The organism is Ruegeria sp. YKSF57, assembly GCF_059612585.1.
On record NZ_JBXWQW010000005.1, the window covers coordinates 115,069 to 131,350 of the forward strand.

The window sequence follows — 16,282 nt, forward strand, 5'->3', positions numbered from 1 at the left end:
GTCCTCTCAAAAAAACGGCGGCCACAATGGACCGCCGTTTTTTGTCAGTTCATGTCGTATCAATCGAGCGTTCTGGTAACTTCTTCACGCTCGAATATTTCGATCACATCGCCGGAGCGGATATCGTCGTAGTTCTCGAATGCCATTCCGCATTCCTGACCTGACTGAACCTCGGCCACCTCGTCCTTGAAACGCTTGAGCGTCTTGAGCGTCCCTTCGTGGATGACCACGTTGTCGCGCAGCAGACGGACGCCGGCCGAGCGGCGTGCTACCCCTTCGGTCACCAGACAGCCCGCAACTTTGCCGACGCCGGAAACCTTGAACACTTCCCTGATCTCGGCGTAACCGATGAACTTTTCGCGGATTTCGGCGCTCAGCAGGCCAGATGCGGCCGCTTTCACGTCATCCACAAGGTCGTAGATCACTGAGTAGTAGCGGATCTCGACGCCTTTCTGGTTTGCGGTATTTCGTGCCGAAGCATTGGCACGGACGTTGAAACCAAAGACTGGCGCACCAGATGCTTCGGCCAGGCCGATGTCGGTTTCGGTGATTGCACCAACGCCAGAGTGCAGAACGCGTACGCGAACCTCGTCGTTACCGATCTTTTCCATCGCCTGGACGATGGCCTCGGCCGAACCCTGCACGTCCGCCTTCACCAGGATCGGAAGTTCCGAGACGTTTTCGTCTTCCTTGGCCTTGGCCATCAACTGTTCCAGTGTGGTCGCGGCTCCGGCCGCAGCGCGTTTGTCCTTGGCGGCTTGTTCGCGGTATTCGGCAATTTCGCGGGCCTGCGCTTCGGTCTCGGTTACGTTCAGAACGTCGCCTGCTTCGGGCGTGCCATTGAGGCCCAGAACTTCAACTGGTACCGACGGACCCGCCTCTTTCACCCTCTCACCCTTGTCGTTGATCAGTGCGCGGACCTTGCCGTATTGCTCACCCACAACGAAGATATCGCCCTGACGCAGCGTACCTTTCTGAACCAGAACGGTCGCGACGGGACCGCGGCCCACGTCAAGCTGCGCTTCGATCACGGCGCCCTGGGCGGCGCGGTCGGGGTTGGCCCTTAGTTCCAGAATCTCGGCTTGCAATGCAATCGCTTCGAGTAGGTCATCCAGACCCTGACCGGTCATGGCGGACACTTCGACATCTTGGACTTCACCCGACATCGCTTCGACAACCACTTCGTGTTGCAGCAGGTCGGTGCGAACTTTCATCGGGTTCGCGTCGGGTTTGTCGATCTTGTTGATCGCCACGATCATCGGCACCTTGGCCGCCTTGGCGTGATTGATCGCCTCGACGGTCTGCGGCATCACCGCGTCATCCGCAGCCACCACCAGCACCACGATGTCCGTTACCTGCGCGCCGCGCGAACGCATCGAGGTAAAGGCGGCGTGGCCTGGTGTGTCGAGGAAGGTCAGAATAACACCGTCGTTGGTTTCCACCTGATAGGCGCCGATATGCTGGGTGATTCCCCCGGCCTCGCCCGAGACGACCTTGGTGTTGCGAATTGCATCCAGCAGCGAGGTCTTGCCGTGGTCCACATGACCCATGATGGTGATCACCGGTGGACGTGGCAGGAGATCCTGTTCTTCGTCCTCGATATCAGCGATGACGTCCTCGACATCCGCATCCGAGACGCGCACAACGTTGTGGCCGAATTCCTGAATGATCAGTTCGGCGGTATCGGCGTCAATGGTCTGGTTCTGCGTGACCATCATGCCCATTTTCATGAGTTCCTTGACCACATCCGAGACCCGTTCGGCCATACGGTTGGCCAGTTCGGAAACCATGATGGCCTCTGGCAGTTGAACGTCACGGATCACCTTTTCCCGCTCGACCGAACCACCCATCGCTTTTTGACGCGCACGCTCCTGCTTGCGTTTCATCGCGGCCATCGAGCGCTGACGCCCGCCTTCGCCGCCTGAGAGAGCCTGATTGAGGGTCAACTTACCGGAGCGACGGCCATCGTCGCGGCCTTTGCTGCCGCGCGTGTTGCGTTGATCGCGATCGCGGTCAGCCGCGCCACTCCGGCGCGAGTCGTCGGCAGGCGCGGTTTGCTTGGGCGCAGGCGCTTTGGCCTTGGGCGCTTCTTTGGCCGCAGCGGCCTCTGCCGCCGCGCGTTTGGCGGCCGCTTCGGCTTCCAGCCGCTGACGTTCTTCGTCTGCGGCTTTCTGGCGAGCCTTTTCTTCGGCCTCGCGCTGTTCGCGTTCCTTGGCCTCTTGTTCCGCACGGCGGCGTTCACGCTCTTCCGCACGGGCTTTTTCTTCGGCCTCTCGCTGCGCGGCTTCTTCGGCCTCGCGGGCCTTTGCGGCCTGAAGTGCCTTCAGGCGTCGCTCCATCTCGGCGTCCGAAATCCCGGCAGGGCGCCGCGAAGGATCACCCGCAGATGCAGCGCTGCTGGCACCCGGTTTGGTCGCACCCGGCTTGGGGACCACCACGCGTTTGCGTTTGGTTTCCACCACGACATTCTTGGTCCGTCCGTGGCTGAAACTTTGTTTCACATTCCCGGGGCGCGCCCCGCCACGCAGACCCAATGTCTTTTTGCCGTCATTATCGCTCATAAAGCTACTTACCCTTCCGAGCGGCCCCGTTGCCGCCGTCATCCGTTTCGCGCACACCACGCAAGCGTTGCGCTTCCTCTACAACACGTTTGGCGAGTCCACCAGAGGCCAGCGCCGCATGTATCACTGTTTGGCGTCCAAATGCCATGCCCAATTCGTCAGCCGTGAGCCAACCGATGTATTTTCCAAAGTGCGGCGTGCTCAATTTCGATTTGCCACGCCCGGACCCATCGGCTGCCTGAAGCAGAACCTGCGCCTCTTCCTTGTCGAGCCAGGTCTTAACTTTCTCATAGCCAGCCACCGCGTCGCCCGATTTCCGAGCGAGGCTGATCAGTTCGACCACGCGTCGCGATATTTGGCGTTCGACCTCGTTGATAAGGTCATCCGAGGCTTTGACCTGTGCCTTGAACGCGCGGCTGAACAGTTTCTTGCTGATCGCCTGCTTTAAAGCAGCCCGATCCGCAGCCACATACACGCCCCGACCGGGCAACTTGCCCGCGACGTCAGGAAAGACCTGACCGTCAGGCGACGCCACGAACCGTATCAACCCATACCTAGGTTGAACCTCGCCCGTGGCGATGCACTTCCGCTCGGGCCCCTCCGAACGATCCTTATGGACGCCACCGCGACCCATGAGCGCCACCCAAGGCCTGAGATCAGGCCTCGGCCTCCTCTTCAGAAAGTTCATCGTCTTCTTGGCCATCGGCTTCGAGATCGGCAGGATCAACCCAGCCTAACATGACGCGGGCAGTCATCACCAAATCCTGAGCCTCTTCCAGCGACACACCGAAGGGTTCCAGAATACCGTCATCCTTGACACGCTGTCCGTCAACCGTGGTCCAGCCGCCAGCCAGTTCCCAGTCGGCGCAAGTGGCAAAATCCTCGAGTGTTTTCACGTCATCCTTTGCCAGTACTTCTACCATCTGGGGCGTCAGTCCCTCAAATTCAATAAGGCTGTCCTCAGCGCCCAATTCGCGGGCACTATCCAGTGCCGCCTTGGCTTGTGCCTCCAGATAGTCGCGGGCGCGAGCCTGCAATTCGTTGGCGGTCCCTTCGTCGACACCGTCGATGACCAGCAGTTCGTCCAACTCGACATAGGCAACCTCTTCGAGGTTGGTGAATCCTTCGGAGACCAAAAGCTGGGCAAAGAACTCGTCCAGATCGAGGCTTTCCACGAACAGTGTGGTACGCGCCTCGAATTCTTTCTGACGGCGAGCCGATTCCTCGGCTTCGGTCATGATGTCGATGTCCAGACCGGTCAGTTGGCTGGCGAGACGCACATTCTGACCACGGCGACCGATGGCGAGGCTCAGTTGCTCTTCAGGAACCACAACTTCGATTTTGCCAGCTTCTTCGTCCAGAACCACCTTGGAAACCTCGGCGGGCTGCAGCGCATTCACCAGAAACGTTGGCTGATCTTCGTTCCACGGGATGATGTCGATCTTTTCTCCCTGCAGTTCGTTCACTACGGCCTGCACCCGGCTGCCGCGCATACCAACGCAGGCACCGACCGGATCGATCGAACCGTCATATGAGATCACGGCAATTTTGGCGCGGGACCCGGGGTCACGGGCCACGGCCTTGACCTCAATGATGCCGTCATAAATTTCCGGCACTTCCATTTTGAACAACTCGGCCATGAACTCCGGTGCGGTGCGGGAAAGGAAAATCTGGTGCCCGCGTGGTTCGCGGCGGACTTCCTTGATATAGGCGCGGACGCGATCATTCGGGCGATAACTTTCGCGCCCGATCTTGTCGTTGCGGCGCAGAACAGCCTCGGCCCCACCCAGGTCGATTATGACGTTGCCGAATTCTTCGCGCTTGACGACACCGTTGATGATGGTGCCTGCGCGATCCTTGAAATCTTCGTATTGGCGGTCCCGCTCTGCTTCGCGGACTTTCTGCAGAATCACCTGCTTGGCCGATTGCGCGGCGATTCGACCCATCTCGACCGGCGGCACCTCTTCGACAAAGACGTCGCCGATTTCGGGGCTTTCCATATACTGACGCGCCTGTTCTACGGTCATCTCGGCCTGATAGTTTTCAAGCTCGTCATCGGCGACCACTGTGCGCACGCGGGTGAACGTCGCTTTGCCGGTTTTGCGGTCGATTGACACACGAATGTCCATCTCGGCGCCATATCGGCTCTTGGCGGCGCGGGCGAGGGATTCTTCCATCGCCTCGACCACCAGACCGGGGTCGATCATTTTTTCGCGGGCCACGGCCTCGGCGGTTTGCAACAGCTCCAGCTGGTTTGCAGAAGTGATTGCCATCAGTTCGTCTCCTCTTCGGACCCTGCTTCGGTCACGATTTCGTCGAATTGGTCTTCGTTAAGGGCGCCGCTTGCTTTGCGCTGGCGCAGCATTTCCTTGATCAGGTCATCGGTCAGCACGAGCTTGGCATCGCTCAGCCAGTCGAACTGTAGGCCGATGGTGATGGTCTCGCCATCCTGTGGGATGTTGATCAAAACCTCGTCGCCTTCGACGCCGGCCAGTTCACCTTTGAAGCGGCGGCGGCCGTCAATCAGTTCGGCGGTTTCCAGCTTGGCCTCATAGCCTTCGAACATCTCGAAATCCTTGAGTCGGGTTAGGGGCCGGTCGATACCGGGGCTGGAAACCTCAAGCGTGTAGGCGTCAAGGATCGGGTCTTCGACGTCCAGTGTGGCGCTGACCGCGTTCGAAATCTCGGCACAATCGTCCACTTCGATTCCGCCGTCAGGCTTGTCGGCCATGATCTGAAGTGTGGTCGTCTTGCCGCTCATCAGGCGAATGCGGACAAGTTCAAATCCCAGATCTTCGATCACGGGAGAAATGATCTCGGCCAGTCGCCGGTCGATGGCGGCTTTTGCAATCAGGTCGTTGGTCATGTCGTCCAAACACAAAAAAACGGGCGCGCGGCCCGTCGATCTTAATCGGTGGAGCCCCGAGCCTTTGGCCCGACGCGCCGCTGTTGCAAGGGCATATACGCGCAGGAAAACGAATCCGCAACCCCCGCCTTGATCCAAGCCGAATTAATTGAAGTCAGAAAGCCGAAAACCTACATCAGCCACCATCGCTCGGCGATGCGACCGTCGTCGAGGTCGCATCGTGTGCCAATCTGGCGGGGAATACCTACGTTTGGGCCAGCGGCCAGCGCCATATCCCTGTCTGATGGGAAAAAGTGCAAGCTGCGGCGACTGCGCAGACCGTCGGGCAAAGGCGCAGCGGCCACATCAACATACCCGTCCTGCAACGCTTCGGCGCGAACGCGTGGGTCGGAGATCACGATGATCTCGATTGCATCGGCCCATCCGGCACGGCCAGCCTTGTAATGTCCGGCCACCTTGCGCCCCAGAAAATGGCGCCCATCCTGCGCTCGTTCGACCCGGTAGCAACCGGTGCCGTTTGCATCGTGAAGCGGTGAAACACTTTGTCCCACACGTGTGATGGCATAGCGATTATCGGCAAGCACGAAGGGTAGGCCGTGATTGCCCTCGACAAGTTCAAGATGCAGGCGATTCGGGGCCAGAACTTCAACATGACCGAAATTGGCCAGTGTTCCCGACACGTCTTGCGCGTGCAGTGGGGTGCCATCATGGAAGATCACGTCGTCACGCAAATCGAACGTCCAGACCTGAGCCGCCGAATCCGTTTGCCAACCGCTTGCGAGTTCTCCACGCAAGGTCCCGTCTGGTGCGACTTCGGTCAGCGTGTCGAATACGGCGCCTCGGACGATCTGTTCAAGACTGTCATCGCGGGGAACAGCCAGTCGCATAGTGCCGCCTGACTTGGGTAATCCCGCATGAGATACGCCAGTCGCAGCCAGCAGCGCGGCGGCGGCACCCGAGGCAAACAATGCACGGCGGTCGATTCGGGTCATGCCACACCCTCCGCAACGCTATCCATTATGCGGACAAGTTCAGCACTGATGCCCGGTTCGGACAACGCGTGGCCCGCGTTGCGGACCATTCTAAGCTCGGCGTTTGGCCAGGCTTCGCTGAGGTTCCACGCTGAAGTGGGCGGGCAGATCATGTCGTAACGTCCCTGAACGATATGGCCGGGAATATGGGCGATTCGATCCATATTGGCCAGAATCTGACCATCGAATTCCAGAAAACCATTGTTCAGGAAATAGTGATTCTCCAGTCTGGCAAAGGCGCGGGCATAATCCCCGGGGCTTTCACCTGTCACGCCATTGGTATGAATCGAAGCCAGCGCGTTTTCCCAGTTCGACCAGGCGCGGCCATAAAGGATTTCGGTTGCCCGGTCGCCTGAGAACAGACGCTTGTGATAGGCGCTGATAGCGTCGTTCTGTTCATTATCCGACAGAAGTGAAATGAATTTCTGCCAAGGTTCTGGCCAGAACTTGCCTGCACCGCCACCATAGAACCAATCAAGTTCGGATTGGGTCATCAAGAACACGCCGCGCAGAACCAGGCGAGTCACACGCTCGGGATGGGTTTGCGCATAGATCAGAGCCAGAGTCGCCCCCCAGCTGCCACCAAAGGCAATCCAGTTGTCGATATCAAGATCGCGGCGAATTCGTTCGATGTCGGAGACAAGATGCCATGTCGTGTTGTGCTCAACAGCGGCATGAGGACGCGACCGCCCGCACCCCCGTTGGTCAAAGAGAATCACCCGATACACCAAAGGGTCGAAATACCGTCGCATCGCAGGGCTGCACCCCCCGCCTGGGCCTCCATGAAGAATCACGACCGGAATACCGCTGGGATTGCCGCATTGTTCCACGTAGATACGATGCCCGTCGCCAACATCGAGCATTCGCTGGTCAAAGGGTTCAACCGGCGGATAGAGATATTGTACTGCGCGCTTTTGGTCCGGGTACTTGTCCATTATGGGCCTATATAGTCCTTAACGGTAAAAAGAGCATACGGAGACAGGAATGCAAGCGCATCCGAACACGGTTGACCCGTCAGAGATCGCAAAATTCGAGGCAATGGCCGCTGAATGGTGGGACCCCCACGGGAAATTCAAACCTCTGCACATGCTCAACCCCTGTCGGTTGGATTATATCACACAGCAGATCGCGGGCGAGTTTGATCGCGATCTAAAAGCCCTGCGCCCTTTCGAGGGCCTGCGCCTGCTGGATATCGGCTGCGGCGGCGGGTTGCTGAGCGAACCCATGGCGCGTTTGGGGGCCACGGTGGTCGGGGCCGACGCCGCCGAGGGCAACCTGCCCGTCGCGCGCATCCATGCTGAGCGATCAGGGTTGCAGATCGACTATCGCCACACCACAGCCGAGGACATGGTCGCCGCAGGCGAACAGTTCGACGTGGTGCTGAACATGGAGGTGGTCGAACATGTGGCCGACCCCCTTGGCTTTCTGACCGCATCGCAGCAGTTGTTGAAACCGGGTGGGTTGCTGATCTGCTCGACCATCAACCGCAACCCGAAATCCTATGCGATGGCCATTTTCGGCGCCGAGGTCGTCATGCGCTGGCTGCCGCGCGGCACCCATGAGTGGAACAAATTCATCACCCCCGATGAGCTGTTCGACTTGCTGCGTCAGGCCGGGCTGGAACCGGTGGATCGCAAGGGGTTCGTATTCAACCCGATCCTATGGAGCTGGTCGATCTCGGACCGGGATTTAGGCGTGAACTATGTGACGGCGAGCGTGAAGCCGGGGTAGGATGGGTTTTCAACCCATCTTGCAAAGGATTTCGATCTTGAGCGATGGGTTAGAAACCCATCCTACGATCTCTTAAAATTCCAGACGCGTCAGTCCAAAAGCAGAGCCAAAACCAGCAGCTGTTAGTTCGCTGCCAAGTGCGTCACTAAGGAAAAAAAACCTGAACATATGGGGATCAATCCAGACTGCCGGACCATTTACCGCTCTGGTGTCCGGCACAAGGCAATCTGCAAGAGAGGCATCTGGCTTAGGCTTAAACACCTCGCGCCCAGGCCACACAGGCTCCACATCGCTCTTTGCTATATCGATAGCATGGCCTTGATTCTGGAAAATCAGAGCATAGGCGACATAATCAAGCGGTGCTTCCGCTTCATAGCCAAAAAGCTGCGTTTCTTGCAGACGTGCTTGACCTAAATCATGATGCTTAAAAATCTCCGCGATATCCGCACGCAACATTGGGTGCCCTGCGCTGAAAACCGGCGGAATAGTGCTAGGCGGTACCTCGCTTAGGTTCCAATATAGTTCACTCGGCACCGCGCCTGGATCGACATGCTCGCCGCGGGAATTTTTTCTATCTCCATCACGATGTTTCTTAGCGATTTCGACATCTTCGTCGCGAAACTTGATCGAAGTGATCTTGTTTCGCATTGGTGCAGTCACAAAACCAATGCTGAGTTCATGTCTTTGGTAAACATCGCTGACCCAGATTGCACTACTCGGTTTTGCAGTCTTGAGGTGAGATCGATTTTGTTGATCTTCGTTAGCGGATGCCGCCGAAGAGGTTGGCGAAGTCACGTTCTCTGAAAGCACACTGGATTTCCGTCGCTTCCTAAACCAACGCATGACCTTCCTACTCCCCCTCCAACTGCAACCGCAAATCCCGCAGTACGGGCAATGTGCTGCGGACTCGCTCCAACCCCAGCTCTCCGACTACCTGATTGATTAGCGGCGCGATGGAGGAGATCGCCTGATCCCGCGCCCTGCGGCCAGCCGGACTGATCGCCACCATCTTGCGGCGGGCGTCGTCCCAGTCGGGGCGGATGTGGATGTAACCGGCCCATTCCAGCTTGGCCAAGGTGTTGGTCATCGCCCCCCTGGTCACATGAAATGCGCTGGCCAGCTGTGCCGGGCTGCGCTCATCCCCGATAAAGGCCAAATGGTTCAGGACCGAGAAGTGCGAAATTTCCATGCCCTTGGGCAGAACGCGGCTGAGCCGGTTCCGCAAAAGTTGGTCTGCGGTCAGAATCTCGCTGAACAGCGCAACCGCCAGGGCATTGGTATCGTCAGGCATAGTTCCAATCTGGATCAGGGGCCGTCGAATGGACGGACGTGAGTCAGAGAAGGCACGCGGTGTCGTGCTTCTGTAACAGCATTATCATCCAGATCAAAATAGTGAATGCCGGGTTCGGTACCTGCGTCGATCAGTACCTCGCCCCATGGGGCGACAACCATGCTGTGCCCGTGTGTGACGCGTGTCTTGCCGCGGGTTTTGGGGTGCGTTCCGGTTTGACCCGGTGCGATGACCCAACACCCCGTTTCGATGGCGCGGGCGCGCAACAGCGGCCGCCAATGCGCGGCCCCGGTTACCGGCGAGAACGCCGCCGGCACGGTCAGAATATGTGCTCCGGCTTGGGCAAGAGCGGCATAGAGTTGCGGAAATCGGACGTCGTAGCAGACGGTCATCCCGATCTTTCCAAAATCCGTATCAGCGATCACCGCATGCGAACCGGGCCTGTAGTTGGCCGATTCGCGAAAAGTTTCCAACTCGGTCACCTGCACATCGAACATGTGGATTTTATCGTATCGGGCGATCACCTTGCCCGTAGGGTCGATCAAGAAGGACCTATTGGCAAATCGGCCATCCGGATCGTGCGTCTTGAGTGCCAACGACCCGACTAACAACCATACTTTCAGGTTAGCGACGTGCTCGCGCAAACCTGTGAGGGTCGTGTCGTCTTCTTCGTGCTGCAGTACCTCACGCTGTCGTGTGGTGCTGGTCGAAACGCAATTGGTGACTTCAGGCGTCAGAATGAAATTCGCGCCCTGTTGTGTCGCCTCCGTCATCATGTCGCGCACCATTGCGAGGTTCGCAACAGGATCGTCGGACGAAGTGATTTGCAGCAGGGCAGTTTTCATCAGGCGGCCAAGAGCGGATCGAGCTTGCCTTCACGCTCAAGATCGTAAAGATCATCACAGCCGCCGACATGAGTGCCTTCGATGAAGATCTGCGGCACCGTTCGACGACCGTTTGCCCTCTGGATCATCTCGGATTTTCGATTTGGGTTGGCTAGCACATTGATTTCGGTGAACGAAATCCCTTTTTGATTCAAAAGTCGCTTGGCTGCATGGCAAAAGCCGCAGAGCGGCGAGGTGTAGATTTCAACCGTTTTCATTTCCGTTCCCCAAGGGTTTGGTGCAATCTAGGGGCAATTAGGCAGTCTTGGCAACGCGCGCTAGTACCAACACAGAAATATGATTTGCTCCCGCCTCAAGGCAGGCCCTCGCACAGGCGCCCAATGTCGCACCCGAGGTCATGACATCATCAACCAGCAACACGTTCCGATCCATCAGTCCGCTTTTTCGTTTGGGGTGGGCAGAGATGGCGGATGCAAGGACTTGGGCGCGCTCCGCGCTCGTTTTGCCATCAAGTATTGGGGTTCGCCGTACGCGTATCAGAAGATCGGGGCATACGGGCAACCTTGTTTCCTGACCCAGATACTGAGCTAGTAAGGCGGATTGATTATAGCGGCGCTTCACCAGTCGCGACCAGTGCAACGGAACGGGCGCAATCAGCATGTTTGGCCTCAGGACTTCGCGGCCCGCTCGTGCCATCCAAAGTGCTGCAGGACGCGCGAGTTCCGGCCGGTCGCCATGTTTGAGTGCGAGGATCATTTTCCTTGCTCGGCCCTGATAGAGCAGCGCTGCGCGGCCCTCTGCCCATGGCCGGGGAGCTAGCATGCAGTCGTCGCATTCGATCCGATGACCGTCCGCCTGCCCAGGCAGCGGGACGCCGCAGCTTTCGCAAATGGTCCCGCCGATAAAAGACGTGTCTCGCCAACAGGGACCGCACAGGCCGAAATCCGAGGTGACGAGATCACCGCAACTAAGGCAACGGGGTGGATAAATCAGTTCGATGGCGGTTTGAATTCGGTTCCACATGCGTTAACTGCGCCTCATGAAGATGCCATCGCTCAACGCAACTGCCCTGTTCGACCGCAAGGTCCTGGATGCCCATCGCGCCCGTGCACAGGATGAAGCTCTGTTCCTGCACCGTGCCGCAATCAACGAAGTGCAGGATCGGTTGTCGATGGTTAACAGGACATTTACGCGTCCAGCAGTCGTGACACCGTTTCCGCATCTTTGGCAGAACGTGTTTCCCGGTGCAAAAACGGTTGCCGACCACGAGCTTCTAGAGCTGGAACTCGGATCGCACGATCTTGTTGTTCATGCCATGGCCTTGCACTGGGCCGATGATCCGGTTGGGCAACTGATTCAGTGCAGACGAGCGTTGAAAGCGGACGGTTTGTTGCTGGCCATTTGTTTGGGTGGCGACACATTGAAAGAATTGCGCGCAGTCCTGGGGCAGGCAGAAGTCGAAAAGACAGGTGGCCTCAGCCCGCGCATAGCGCCGATGGGGGAAATCCGGGACTTGGGTGCATTGCTACAACGGGCGGGTCTGGCCTTGCCGGTGGCGGACAATTTGGCGCTGACGGCGGAGTACCGGGACATTTGGCACCTAATGAAAGATCTGCGAGCCATGGGCGAATCCAATGTCATGATCGGGCGGTTGAAACACCCGACGCGGCGTGCCGTGTTCGAGCGTGCCGCAACCTTATATGCCGAAAATTTTTCAACGTCGGATGGCAATCTGAATGCGACTTTTGACATGATCTGTCTGACCGGTTGGTCACCCGACGAGAGCCAGCAAAAACCACTGCGACCGGGATCCGCAAAGGCCAGTCTGGCCAAAGCGTTGGGCGCAACCGAGAACAAACTGTCCGATTGACCGACCGGTAATTCCCATTATCTCAAGCCGAAACGAAATTCAGGAAGCTCGATATGTTTGACGCCACCCGACCAACTCACGCTCCGGCGGATCATCCCAAGGTAAAGATGGGTCGTGTCGGGATTCTGTTGGCAAATCTGGGCACACCAGACGATTATTCATACTGGCCGATGCGGCGGTATCTCAACGAGTTTCTATCGGACAAGCGGGTGATCGATTATCCGTCGTGGAAGTGGCAACCTATCCTGCAATGCATCATATTGACCAAACGTCCGTTTAGTTCGGGGGCCGCGTACAAGTCGATCTGGAATAACGACAAAGGCGAAAGCCCATTAATGACGATTACCAAGGATCAGACGGCAAAGCTGCGTGCCTCGATGGAGGTTAGATATGGCGACCGTGTGATGGTGGAATTCTGCATGCGCTATGGAAATCCGTCAACGAAATCCAAGGTACGGGAAATGGTGGCGTCAGGGTGTGACCGTATCCTCTTCTTTCCGCTGTATCCGCAATATGCCGGGGCGACATCGGCGACCGCGAACGATCAGTTCTTTCGGGCTCTTATGGAAGAGGTTTGGCAACCAGCCTGCAGAACCGTTCCGGCATATTTCAGTGAACCAGCCTATATCGACGCTCTGGCGAAATCTGTTGAACGGGCCTATGAGGCGATGGAGGAGAAACCAGAAATACTGGTGTGCTCCTACCATGGTATGCCCGAACGGTATCTTCAGCAAGGCGACCCGTACCATTGCCAATGCGTCAAAACCACGCGACTGTTGAGAGAGCGGCTTGGCTGGTCGGACGATCAACTCGTTTCAACGTTTCAGTCAAGGTTTGGTCCGGAAGAATGGTTGAAACCCTATACTGTCGATCATGTGGCCGACTTGGCGCGTCAGGGAAAAAAGAAAATTGCGGTGATCGCGCCGGCATTTTCTGCGGATTGCATCGAGACGCTGGAAGAGATCAACGAAGAGATTCGCGAAAGCTTTGAGGGGGCAGGCGGAGAAAAGTTTACCTATATTCCGTGCCTCAACGCGGATGATACGCATGTCACGGCGCTGCAAACTGTCATTGAGGCAAATTTGAAGGGTTGGTTGGACTGATCCATCCAGAATCGCGGGAACAAAAAAAGGCGGTGGAATCTCCACCGCCTTTTCTTCAGATGACTTGCGTCGTCTTAGCTTGCAGCAACAGCTGCGCCAACCAGAACCAGCAGGATCAGGGGCAGCAGGATGCCGCTCGACGAGCCCTGTGTCTCTTCGACAACTACAGGTGCTTCAACAACCGGTTCTTCCAGGTTGCCAGCAAATGCGGTCGAAGCAGCAGCAGTCAGAGCAGCAGCGAGAACGAGTTTTTTCATGTTAACCTCCAGTATTCGCGCGATTCTCAAAAAATGAACCACGCACCCAAGACTTACCTCGTGGCTTTTTCTAAGCAGCAAAGCGCGGGGATTGCAAATGCTACTTGCTGGTTCAGCAACTTAGCAGGCGGAAATGTCGTCAAATTAGCAACACCTGCGAACCCACTTTTGCCATGCTAAACAGTTCTTGAATATGTTCGTTGTAAAGCCCGATGCAACCATTCGAGGAGCGGCGCCCAATTTTGCGCGTATCATGCGTTCCATGAATTCTATAATACTTCCAGCTTAGATATAATGCGTGTGTTCCCAAGGGGTTGTCCGGACCCGGCGGGATGTAGTCGGGCCATTCGGGGTTGCGTTTCTTCATTGACGGCGTCGGCGACCAGCTGGGCCCTTCGACCTTGCGTATGACGCTTGTTCGGCCGCGTCGGGTCAACTCGTCGGTTAATGGCACTGAAGAAGGATAGAGTTTGTAAACCGTTTGATCTTCGGACCAGTAGTGCAATGCCCGCGAAACTGTGTCGACCAGAATCGCGCCGTTCTTTGTATTGGAGAAATACGGTTGCCAGCTAAGAGCTCGGAAACCCGAAATATTGCGGCGCACAGGCGTCTCGGGCTCGGGGGCGGGCCGCAGCGGATCTCCCGGAATATATTGCGCGATTGCAGGTGTCGCCAGTAGCGAGGCTGCTCCGGTTAGGAAGCAACGCCGAGATGCCAGATTGGGCGCTTTTTTTACCATGGTTCAGGACCTTTTCGAGTTCTTGTCATGGAAATCTTGGGCAGTTTATTGCCAGAAAGCCTCAGTCGCAAATCAAACCGGCATATTTCGGCCATATTATTCAACAGGGTGTTTGCCCAAGCTCGTTTACCACGCTATTTGCATTCCGATGTAATGAACCGGATAGATCATGGCGCGACTACTTTCTCTTTTGTTGGTGTGTTTCGTGGCGCTCGCCGCCTGTACGGAAACGGCCGAAACCCGGCTGGGCGCCGATGGTAGACCATTGCCGAAACCCTATAAAATTCGGGGAAGCGCGGACAAGTTGCAATTTCGCATGCTTGATTCGGTCAATGCGTTACGGCAGGCTTCGGGATTGCAGCCTGTGCAATTGAATGCGCAACTCAACGCTGCAGCCGAAACCCATGCGCGCGATATGTCGCGACAAAATCGGCCCTGGCATTTTGGGTCGGACGGATCATCGCCATTGGACAGGGCGATGAGGGTTGGATATACAGGAACATTTCTTGGCGAAGCGATTTCAGAGACCTACGAGACAGAATTGGAAACCCTTGCGGCCTGGATGGACGCTCCTGGCCCGCGCTCGGTGATCATGAACCCCGACGCGACAGAGATGGGGTTCGCATGGCATCAAGAACCAGGCGGCAAGCTTTGGTGGACACTTGAAATGGGGGCGTTGTCACGCTGAAGGTCGTTCGGTTGGTCATGTCCGCGGTTGGACGTAAGTGACATCGATGAGGTCATCGTCGATTAGCTACAAGCGCCACCGGTTTCCATCTCAGATCATTGCGCATGGTTATGACCGCACGTCCGTTTCAATCTGAGCTTGCGGGAAGTTGAAGAGATGCTTCTGCAGCGCGAGATTGACGTGTCTTACGAGACTGTCCGGCTTTGGGTCAGCGAGTACCGCAACGTGCGGGGCAACTACGCCACCAAGTTGCCATCTGCGCTCAGTTTCATGCCCGGATACCATTGCTCGAACTTGGTTCTGAGCGTTCCATCGAGGGTGCGGGCGCGGGTTTGAAGCATCAGGAGGGCGCCGCGTTTTGACAATCGAATTTGCTGGCGTTTGTCGAAGCGTTTTCCGACAACGGTGTTGACGGTGCTTTCAACGAAGCCGGTTGAGACGCGCTCGCCGTAGCGTCGTCGCTCGGCATAGTTCGGGATCATGTGTTTGCTGTTGGTGATGTATGGCTCAAATTCGACGGCTGATTGTCTGACGTCAGCACCAATGGGACAGTTTAGGTCGATTTGATAAGAGAGGGTTTCTGGCTCATCGTAACCGCCAAGGAGTGGAGATGAGAAAGAAACCCGGAACCAAGCAGAGCCACGGCGAGAAAGTTGTCAAAGACATCCGCCGCGCGACGCGCAAGCAATATACAGCTGAAGAGAAGATCAGGATCGTGCTGGACGGTCTGAAGGGCGAGGACAGCATTGCGGAGCTGTGCCGTCGAGAGGGCATCGCCCAGAGTCTGTACTACAGCTGGTCCAAGGATTTTCTGGAAGCCGGCAAGAAACGTCTGGCAGGCGACACGGCACGTGCTGCGACATCGACCGAGGTCAAAGGCCTGCGCCGTGAGGCCCGCGATCTGAAAGAAGTTGTGGCAGAACAGGCCCTGGAACTGCGCCTGCTCAAAAAAAGCATGATCGCGGATGGGGGCGACGACGAATGAGGTATCCCGCATCCGAAAAACTGGAGATCATCCGCCTCGTCGAAGGTTCGCATCTCCCGACCAAGCGCACTTTGGAAAAGCTGAGCATCCCGAAGACCACCTTCTATCGCTGGTATGACCGGTATCTGTCGGGTGGTCCTGAGGCGCTTGAGGATCGTAGTCCCAAGCCATCACGGGTCTGGAACCGCATTCCCACGCCAGTGCGCGAGAAGATCAAGGACCTGGCTCTGAAGGAAAGTGAGCTTTCCCCGCGTGAGTTGGCTGTTCGCTTCTCCGACACAGAAAAGTACTTTGTGTCAGAGGCTTCGGTCTATC

The 16,282-nt window shown here is 57.0% G+C and carries 17 protein-coding genes and 3 pseudogenes; 6 read left to right on the top strand and 14 right to left on the bottom strand.

Annotated elements, in window-relative coordinates:
* Positions 1-59 precede the first annotated feature (59 nt).
* The 6 genes from infB to pip form a co-directional block, all read right to left on the bottom strand.
* Positions 60-2,561 (bottom strand): translation initiation factor IF-2, encoded by a 2,502-nt coding sequence (gene infB, locus AC2FLX_RS03435; protein ID WP_480750111.1) that lies wholly within the window; start codon positions 2,559-2,561, stop codon positions 60-62.
* A 4-nt stretch (positions 2,562-2,565) separates the two neighbouring features.
* Positions 2,566-3,195 carry an RNA-binding protein gene (locus AC2FLX_RS03440; protein ID WP_480750112.1) on the bottom strand — a complete coding sequence of 210 codons (630 nt, stop codon included), beginning with the start codon at positions 3,193-3,195 and terminating at the stop codon, positions 2,566-2,568.
* Positions 3,196-3,217: 22 nt separating this feature from the next.
* Complete coding sequence (nusA, locus tag AC2FLX_RS03445) at positions 3,218-4,834, bottom strand: transcription termination factor NusA (protein ID WP_480750113.1); 1,617 nt, start codon at positions 4,832-4,834, stop codon at positions 3,218-3,220.
* Positions 4,834-5,427, bottom strand: coding sequence for a ribosome maturation factor RimP (gene rimP / locus AC2FLX_RS03450; RefSeq protein WP_480750114.1), 594 nt, complete (start codon positions 5,425-5,427; stop codon positions 4,834-4,836). Before rimP ends, nusA begins: the two co-directional genes overlap by 1 nt.
* 170 nt (positions 5,428-5,597) lie before the next feature.
* Entirely contained in the window at positions 5,598-6,419 is an 822-nt protein-coding gene (locus AC2FLX_RS03455; RefSeq protein WP_496811229.1) for an ABC transporter substrate-binding protein, read from the bottom strand.
* Positions 6,416-7,393 (bottom strand): prolyl aminopeptidase, encoded by a 978-nt coding sequence (gene pip / locus AC2FLX_RS03460; RefSeq protein ID WP_480750116.1) that lies wholly within the window; start codon positions 7,391-7,393, stop codon positions 6,416-6,418. The genes AC2FLX_RS03455 and pip overlap by 4 nt, the downstream gene beginning before the upstream one ends.
* Positions 7,394-7,442: 49 nt before the next feature.
* Between pip and ubiG the strand changes: the two genes are divergently transcribed.
* Positions 7,443-8,189 (top strand): bifunctional 2-polyprenyl-6-hydroxyphenol methylase/3-demethylubiquinol 3-O-methyltransferase UbiG, encoded by a 747-nt coding sequence (ubiG, locus tag AC2FLX_RS03465; RefSeq protein WP_496806876.1) that lies wholly within the window; start codon positions 7,443-7,445, stop codon positions 8,187-8,189.
* Positions 8,190-8,261: 72 nt separating this feature from the next.
* On the opposite strand, the gene AC2FLX_RS03470 is transcribed toward ubiG, so the two are convergent.
* Genes AC2FLX_RS03470 through AC2FLX_RS03490 form a run of 5 tightly spaced genes read right to left on the bottom strand, consistent with a single transcriptional unit; the run spans position 8,262 to position 11,348 of the window.
* Positions 8,262-9,032, bottom strand: a complete 771-nt coding sequence (locus tag AC2FLX_RS03470) for a hypothetical protein (protein ID WP_496875376.1) — start codon at positions 9,030-9,032, stop codon at positions 8,262-8,264.
* Positions 9,033-9,039: 7 nt separating this feature from the next.
* Complete coding sequence (locus AC2FLX_RS03475) at positions 9,040-9,480, bottom strand: MarR family winged helix-turn-helix transcriptional regulator (RefSeq protein WP_496811230.1); 441 nt, start codon at positions 9,478-9,480, stop codon at positions 9,040-9,042.
* 14 nt (positions 9,481-9,494) lie between these two features.
* Complete coding sequence (locus AC2FLX_RS03480; protein ID WP_496811231.1) at positions 9,495-10,325, bottom strand: carbon-nitrogen hydrolase family protein; 831 nt, start codon at positions 10,323-10,325, stop codon at positions 9,495-9,497.
* On the bottom strand, positions 10,325-10,582 hold the full coding sequence (gene grxC, locus AC2FLX_RS03485; protein ID WP_496745487.1) for a glutaredoxin 3: 258 nt from the start codon (positions 10,580-10,582) through the stop codon (positions 10,325-10,327). Before grxC ends, AC2FLX_RS03480 begins: the two co-directional genes overlap by 1 nt.
* A gap of 37 nt (positions 10,583-10,619) precedes the next feature.
* Positions 10,620-11,348: a double zinc ribbon domain-containing protein gene (locus AC2FLX_RS03490; RefSeq protein WP_480750121.1), complete on the bottom strand. Its 729-nt coding sequence runs from the start codon at positions 11,346-11,348 to the stop codon at positions 10,620-10,622.
* A 16-nt stretch (positions 11,349-11,364) separates the two neighbouring features.
* Here AC2FLX_RS03490 and AC2FLX_RS03495 point away from each other — a divergent pair, with 16 nt between their 5' ends.
* Both AC2FLX_RS03495 and hemH read left to right on the top strand, forming a co-directional pair.
* Positions 11,365-12,195 (top strand): methyltransferase domain-containing protein, encoded by an 831-nt coding sequence (locus tag AC2FLX_RS03495; RefSeq protein ID WP_496811232.1) that lies wholly within the window; start codon positions 11,365-11,367, stop codon positions 12,193-12,195.
* A gap of 53 nt (positions 12,196-12,248) precedes the next feature.
* Positions 12,249-13,298: a ferrochelatase gene (gene hemH / locus AC2FLX_RS03500; protein WP_480750123.1), complete on the top strand. Its 1,050-nt coding sequence runs from the start codon at positions 12,249-12,251 to the stop codon at positions 13,296-13,298.
* Between the two features lie 74 nt (positions 13,299-13,372).
* Here hemH and AC2FLX_RS03505 read toward each other — a convergent pair whose 3' ends face one another.
* Positions 13,373-13,555: a hypothetical protein gene (locus AC2FLX_RS03505; RefSeq protein WP_480750124.1), complete on the bottom strand. Its 183-nt coding sequence runs from the start codon at positions 13,553-13,555 to the stop codon at positions 13,373-13,375.
* A gap of 139 nt (positions 13,556-13,694) precedes the next feature.
* Positions 13,695-14,294 carry a L,D-transpeptidase gene (locus tag AC2FLX_RS03510; protein ID WP_480750125.1) on the bottom strand — a complete coding sequence of 200 codons (600 nt, stop codon included), beginning with the start codon at positions 14,292-14,294 and terminating at the stop codon, positions 13,695-13,697.
* Between the two features lie 169 nt (positions 14,295-14,463).
* Here AC2FLX_RS03510 and dalA point away from each other — a divergent pair, with 169 nt between their 5' ends.
* A complete protein-coding gene (gene dalA / locus AC2FLX_RS03515) occupies positions 14,464-14,982 on the top strand; it encodes a divisome-associated lipoprotein DalA (protein ID WP_496811233.1) in 519 nt (172 codons plus the stop codon).
* Positions 14,983-15,099: 117 nt separating this feature from the next.
* Positions 15,100-15,190, top strand: a pseudogene (locus tag AC2FLX_RS03520) (IS6 family transposase); the annotation flags it as partial.
* A 28-nt stretch (positions 15,191-15,218) separates the two neighbouring features.
* On the opposite strand, the pseudogene AC2FLX_RS03525 reads toward AC2FLX_RS03520, so the two are convergent.
* A pseudogene (locus AC2FLX_RS03525) lies at positions 15,219-15,506 on the bottom strand (ISKra4 family transposase); the annotation flags it as partial.
* An 86-nt stretch (positions 15,507-15,592) separates the two neighbouring features.
* On the opposite strand from AC2FLX_RS03525, the pseudogene AC2FLX_RS03530 reads away from it, so the two are divergent.
* Positions 15,593-16,282 (top strand): annotated as a pseudogene (locus tag AC2FLX_RS03530) (transposase); the annotation flags it as partial.

Excerpts from the sequence above, each read along its gene's own strand:
- infB (WP_480750111.1), bottom strand. The coding sequence starts at position 2,561 with ATGAGCGATAATGACGGCAAAAAGACATTGGGTCTGCGTGGCGGGGCG.
- AC2FLX_RS03440 (WP_480750112.1), bottom strand. The coding sequence starts at position 3,195 with ATGGGTCGCGGTGGCGTCCATAAGGATCGTTCGGAGGGGCCCGAGCGG.
- nusA (WP_480750113.1), bottom strand. The coding sequence starts at position 4,834 with ATGGCAATCACTTCTGCAAACCAGCTGGAGCTGTTGCAAACCGCCGAG.
- rimP (WP_480750114.1), bottom strand. The coding sequence starts at position 5,427 with ATGACCAACGACCTGATTGCAAAAGCCGCCATCGACCGGCGACTGGCC.
- AC2FLX_RS03455 (WP_496811229.1), bottom strand. The coding sequence starts at position 6,419 with ATGACCCGAATCGACCGCCGTGCATTGTTTGCCTCGGGTGCCGCCGCC.
- pip (WP_480750116.1), bottom strand. The coding sequence starts at position 7,393 with ATGGACAAGTACCCGGACCAAAAGCGCGCAGTACAATATCTCTATCCG.
- ubiG (WP_496806876.1), top strand. The coding sequence starts at position 7,443 with ATGCAAGCGCATCCGAACACGGTTGACCCGTCAGAGATCGCAAAATTC.
- AC2FLX_RS03470 (WP_496875376.1), bottom strand. The coding sequence starts at position 9,032 with ATGCGTTGGTTTAGGAAGCGACGGAAATCCAGTGTGCTTTCAGAGAAC.
- AC2FLX_RS03475 (WP_496811230.1), bottom strand. The coding sequence starts at position 9,480 with ATGCCTGACGATACCAATGCCCTGGCGGTTGCGCTGTTCAGCGAGATT.
- AC2FLX_RS03480 (WP_496811231.1), bottom strand. The coding sequence starts at position 10,325 with ATGAAAACTGCCCTGCTGCAAATCACTTCGTCCGACGATCCTGTTGCG.
- grxC (WP_496745487.1), bottom strand. The coding sequence starts at position 10,582 with ATGAAAACGGTTGAAATCTACACCTCGCCGCTCTGCGGCTTTTGCCAT.
- AC2FLX_RS03490 (WP_480750121.1), bottom strand. The coding sequence starts at position 11,348 with ATGTGGAACCGAATTCAAACCGCCATCGAACTGATTTATCCACCCCGT.
- AC2FLX_RS03495 (WP_496811232.1), top strand. The coding sequence starts at position 11,365 with ATGAAGATGCCATCGCTCAACGCAACTGCCCTGTTCGACCGCAAGGTC.
- hemH (WP_480750123.1), top strand. The coding sequence starts at position 12,249 with ATGTTTGACGCCACCCGACCAACTCACGCTCCGGCGGATCATCCCAAG.
- AC2FLX_RS03505 (WP_480750124.1), bottom strand. The coding sequence starts at position 13,555 with ATGAAAAAACTCGTTCTCGCTGCTGCTCTGACTGCTGCTGCTTCGACC.
- AC2FLX_RS03510 (WP_480750125.1), bottom strand. The coding sequence starts at position 14,294 with ATGGTAAAAAAAGCGCCCAATCTGGCATCTCGGCGTTGCTTCCTAACC.
- dalA (WP_496811233.1), top strand. The coding sequence starts at position 14,464 with ATGGCGCGACTACTTTCTCTTTTGTTGGTGTGTTTCGTGGCGCTCGCC.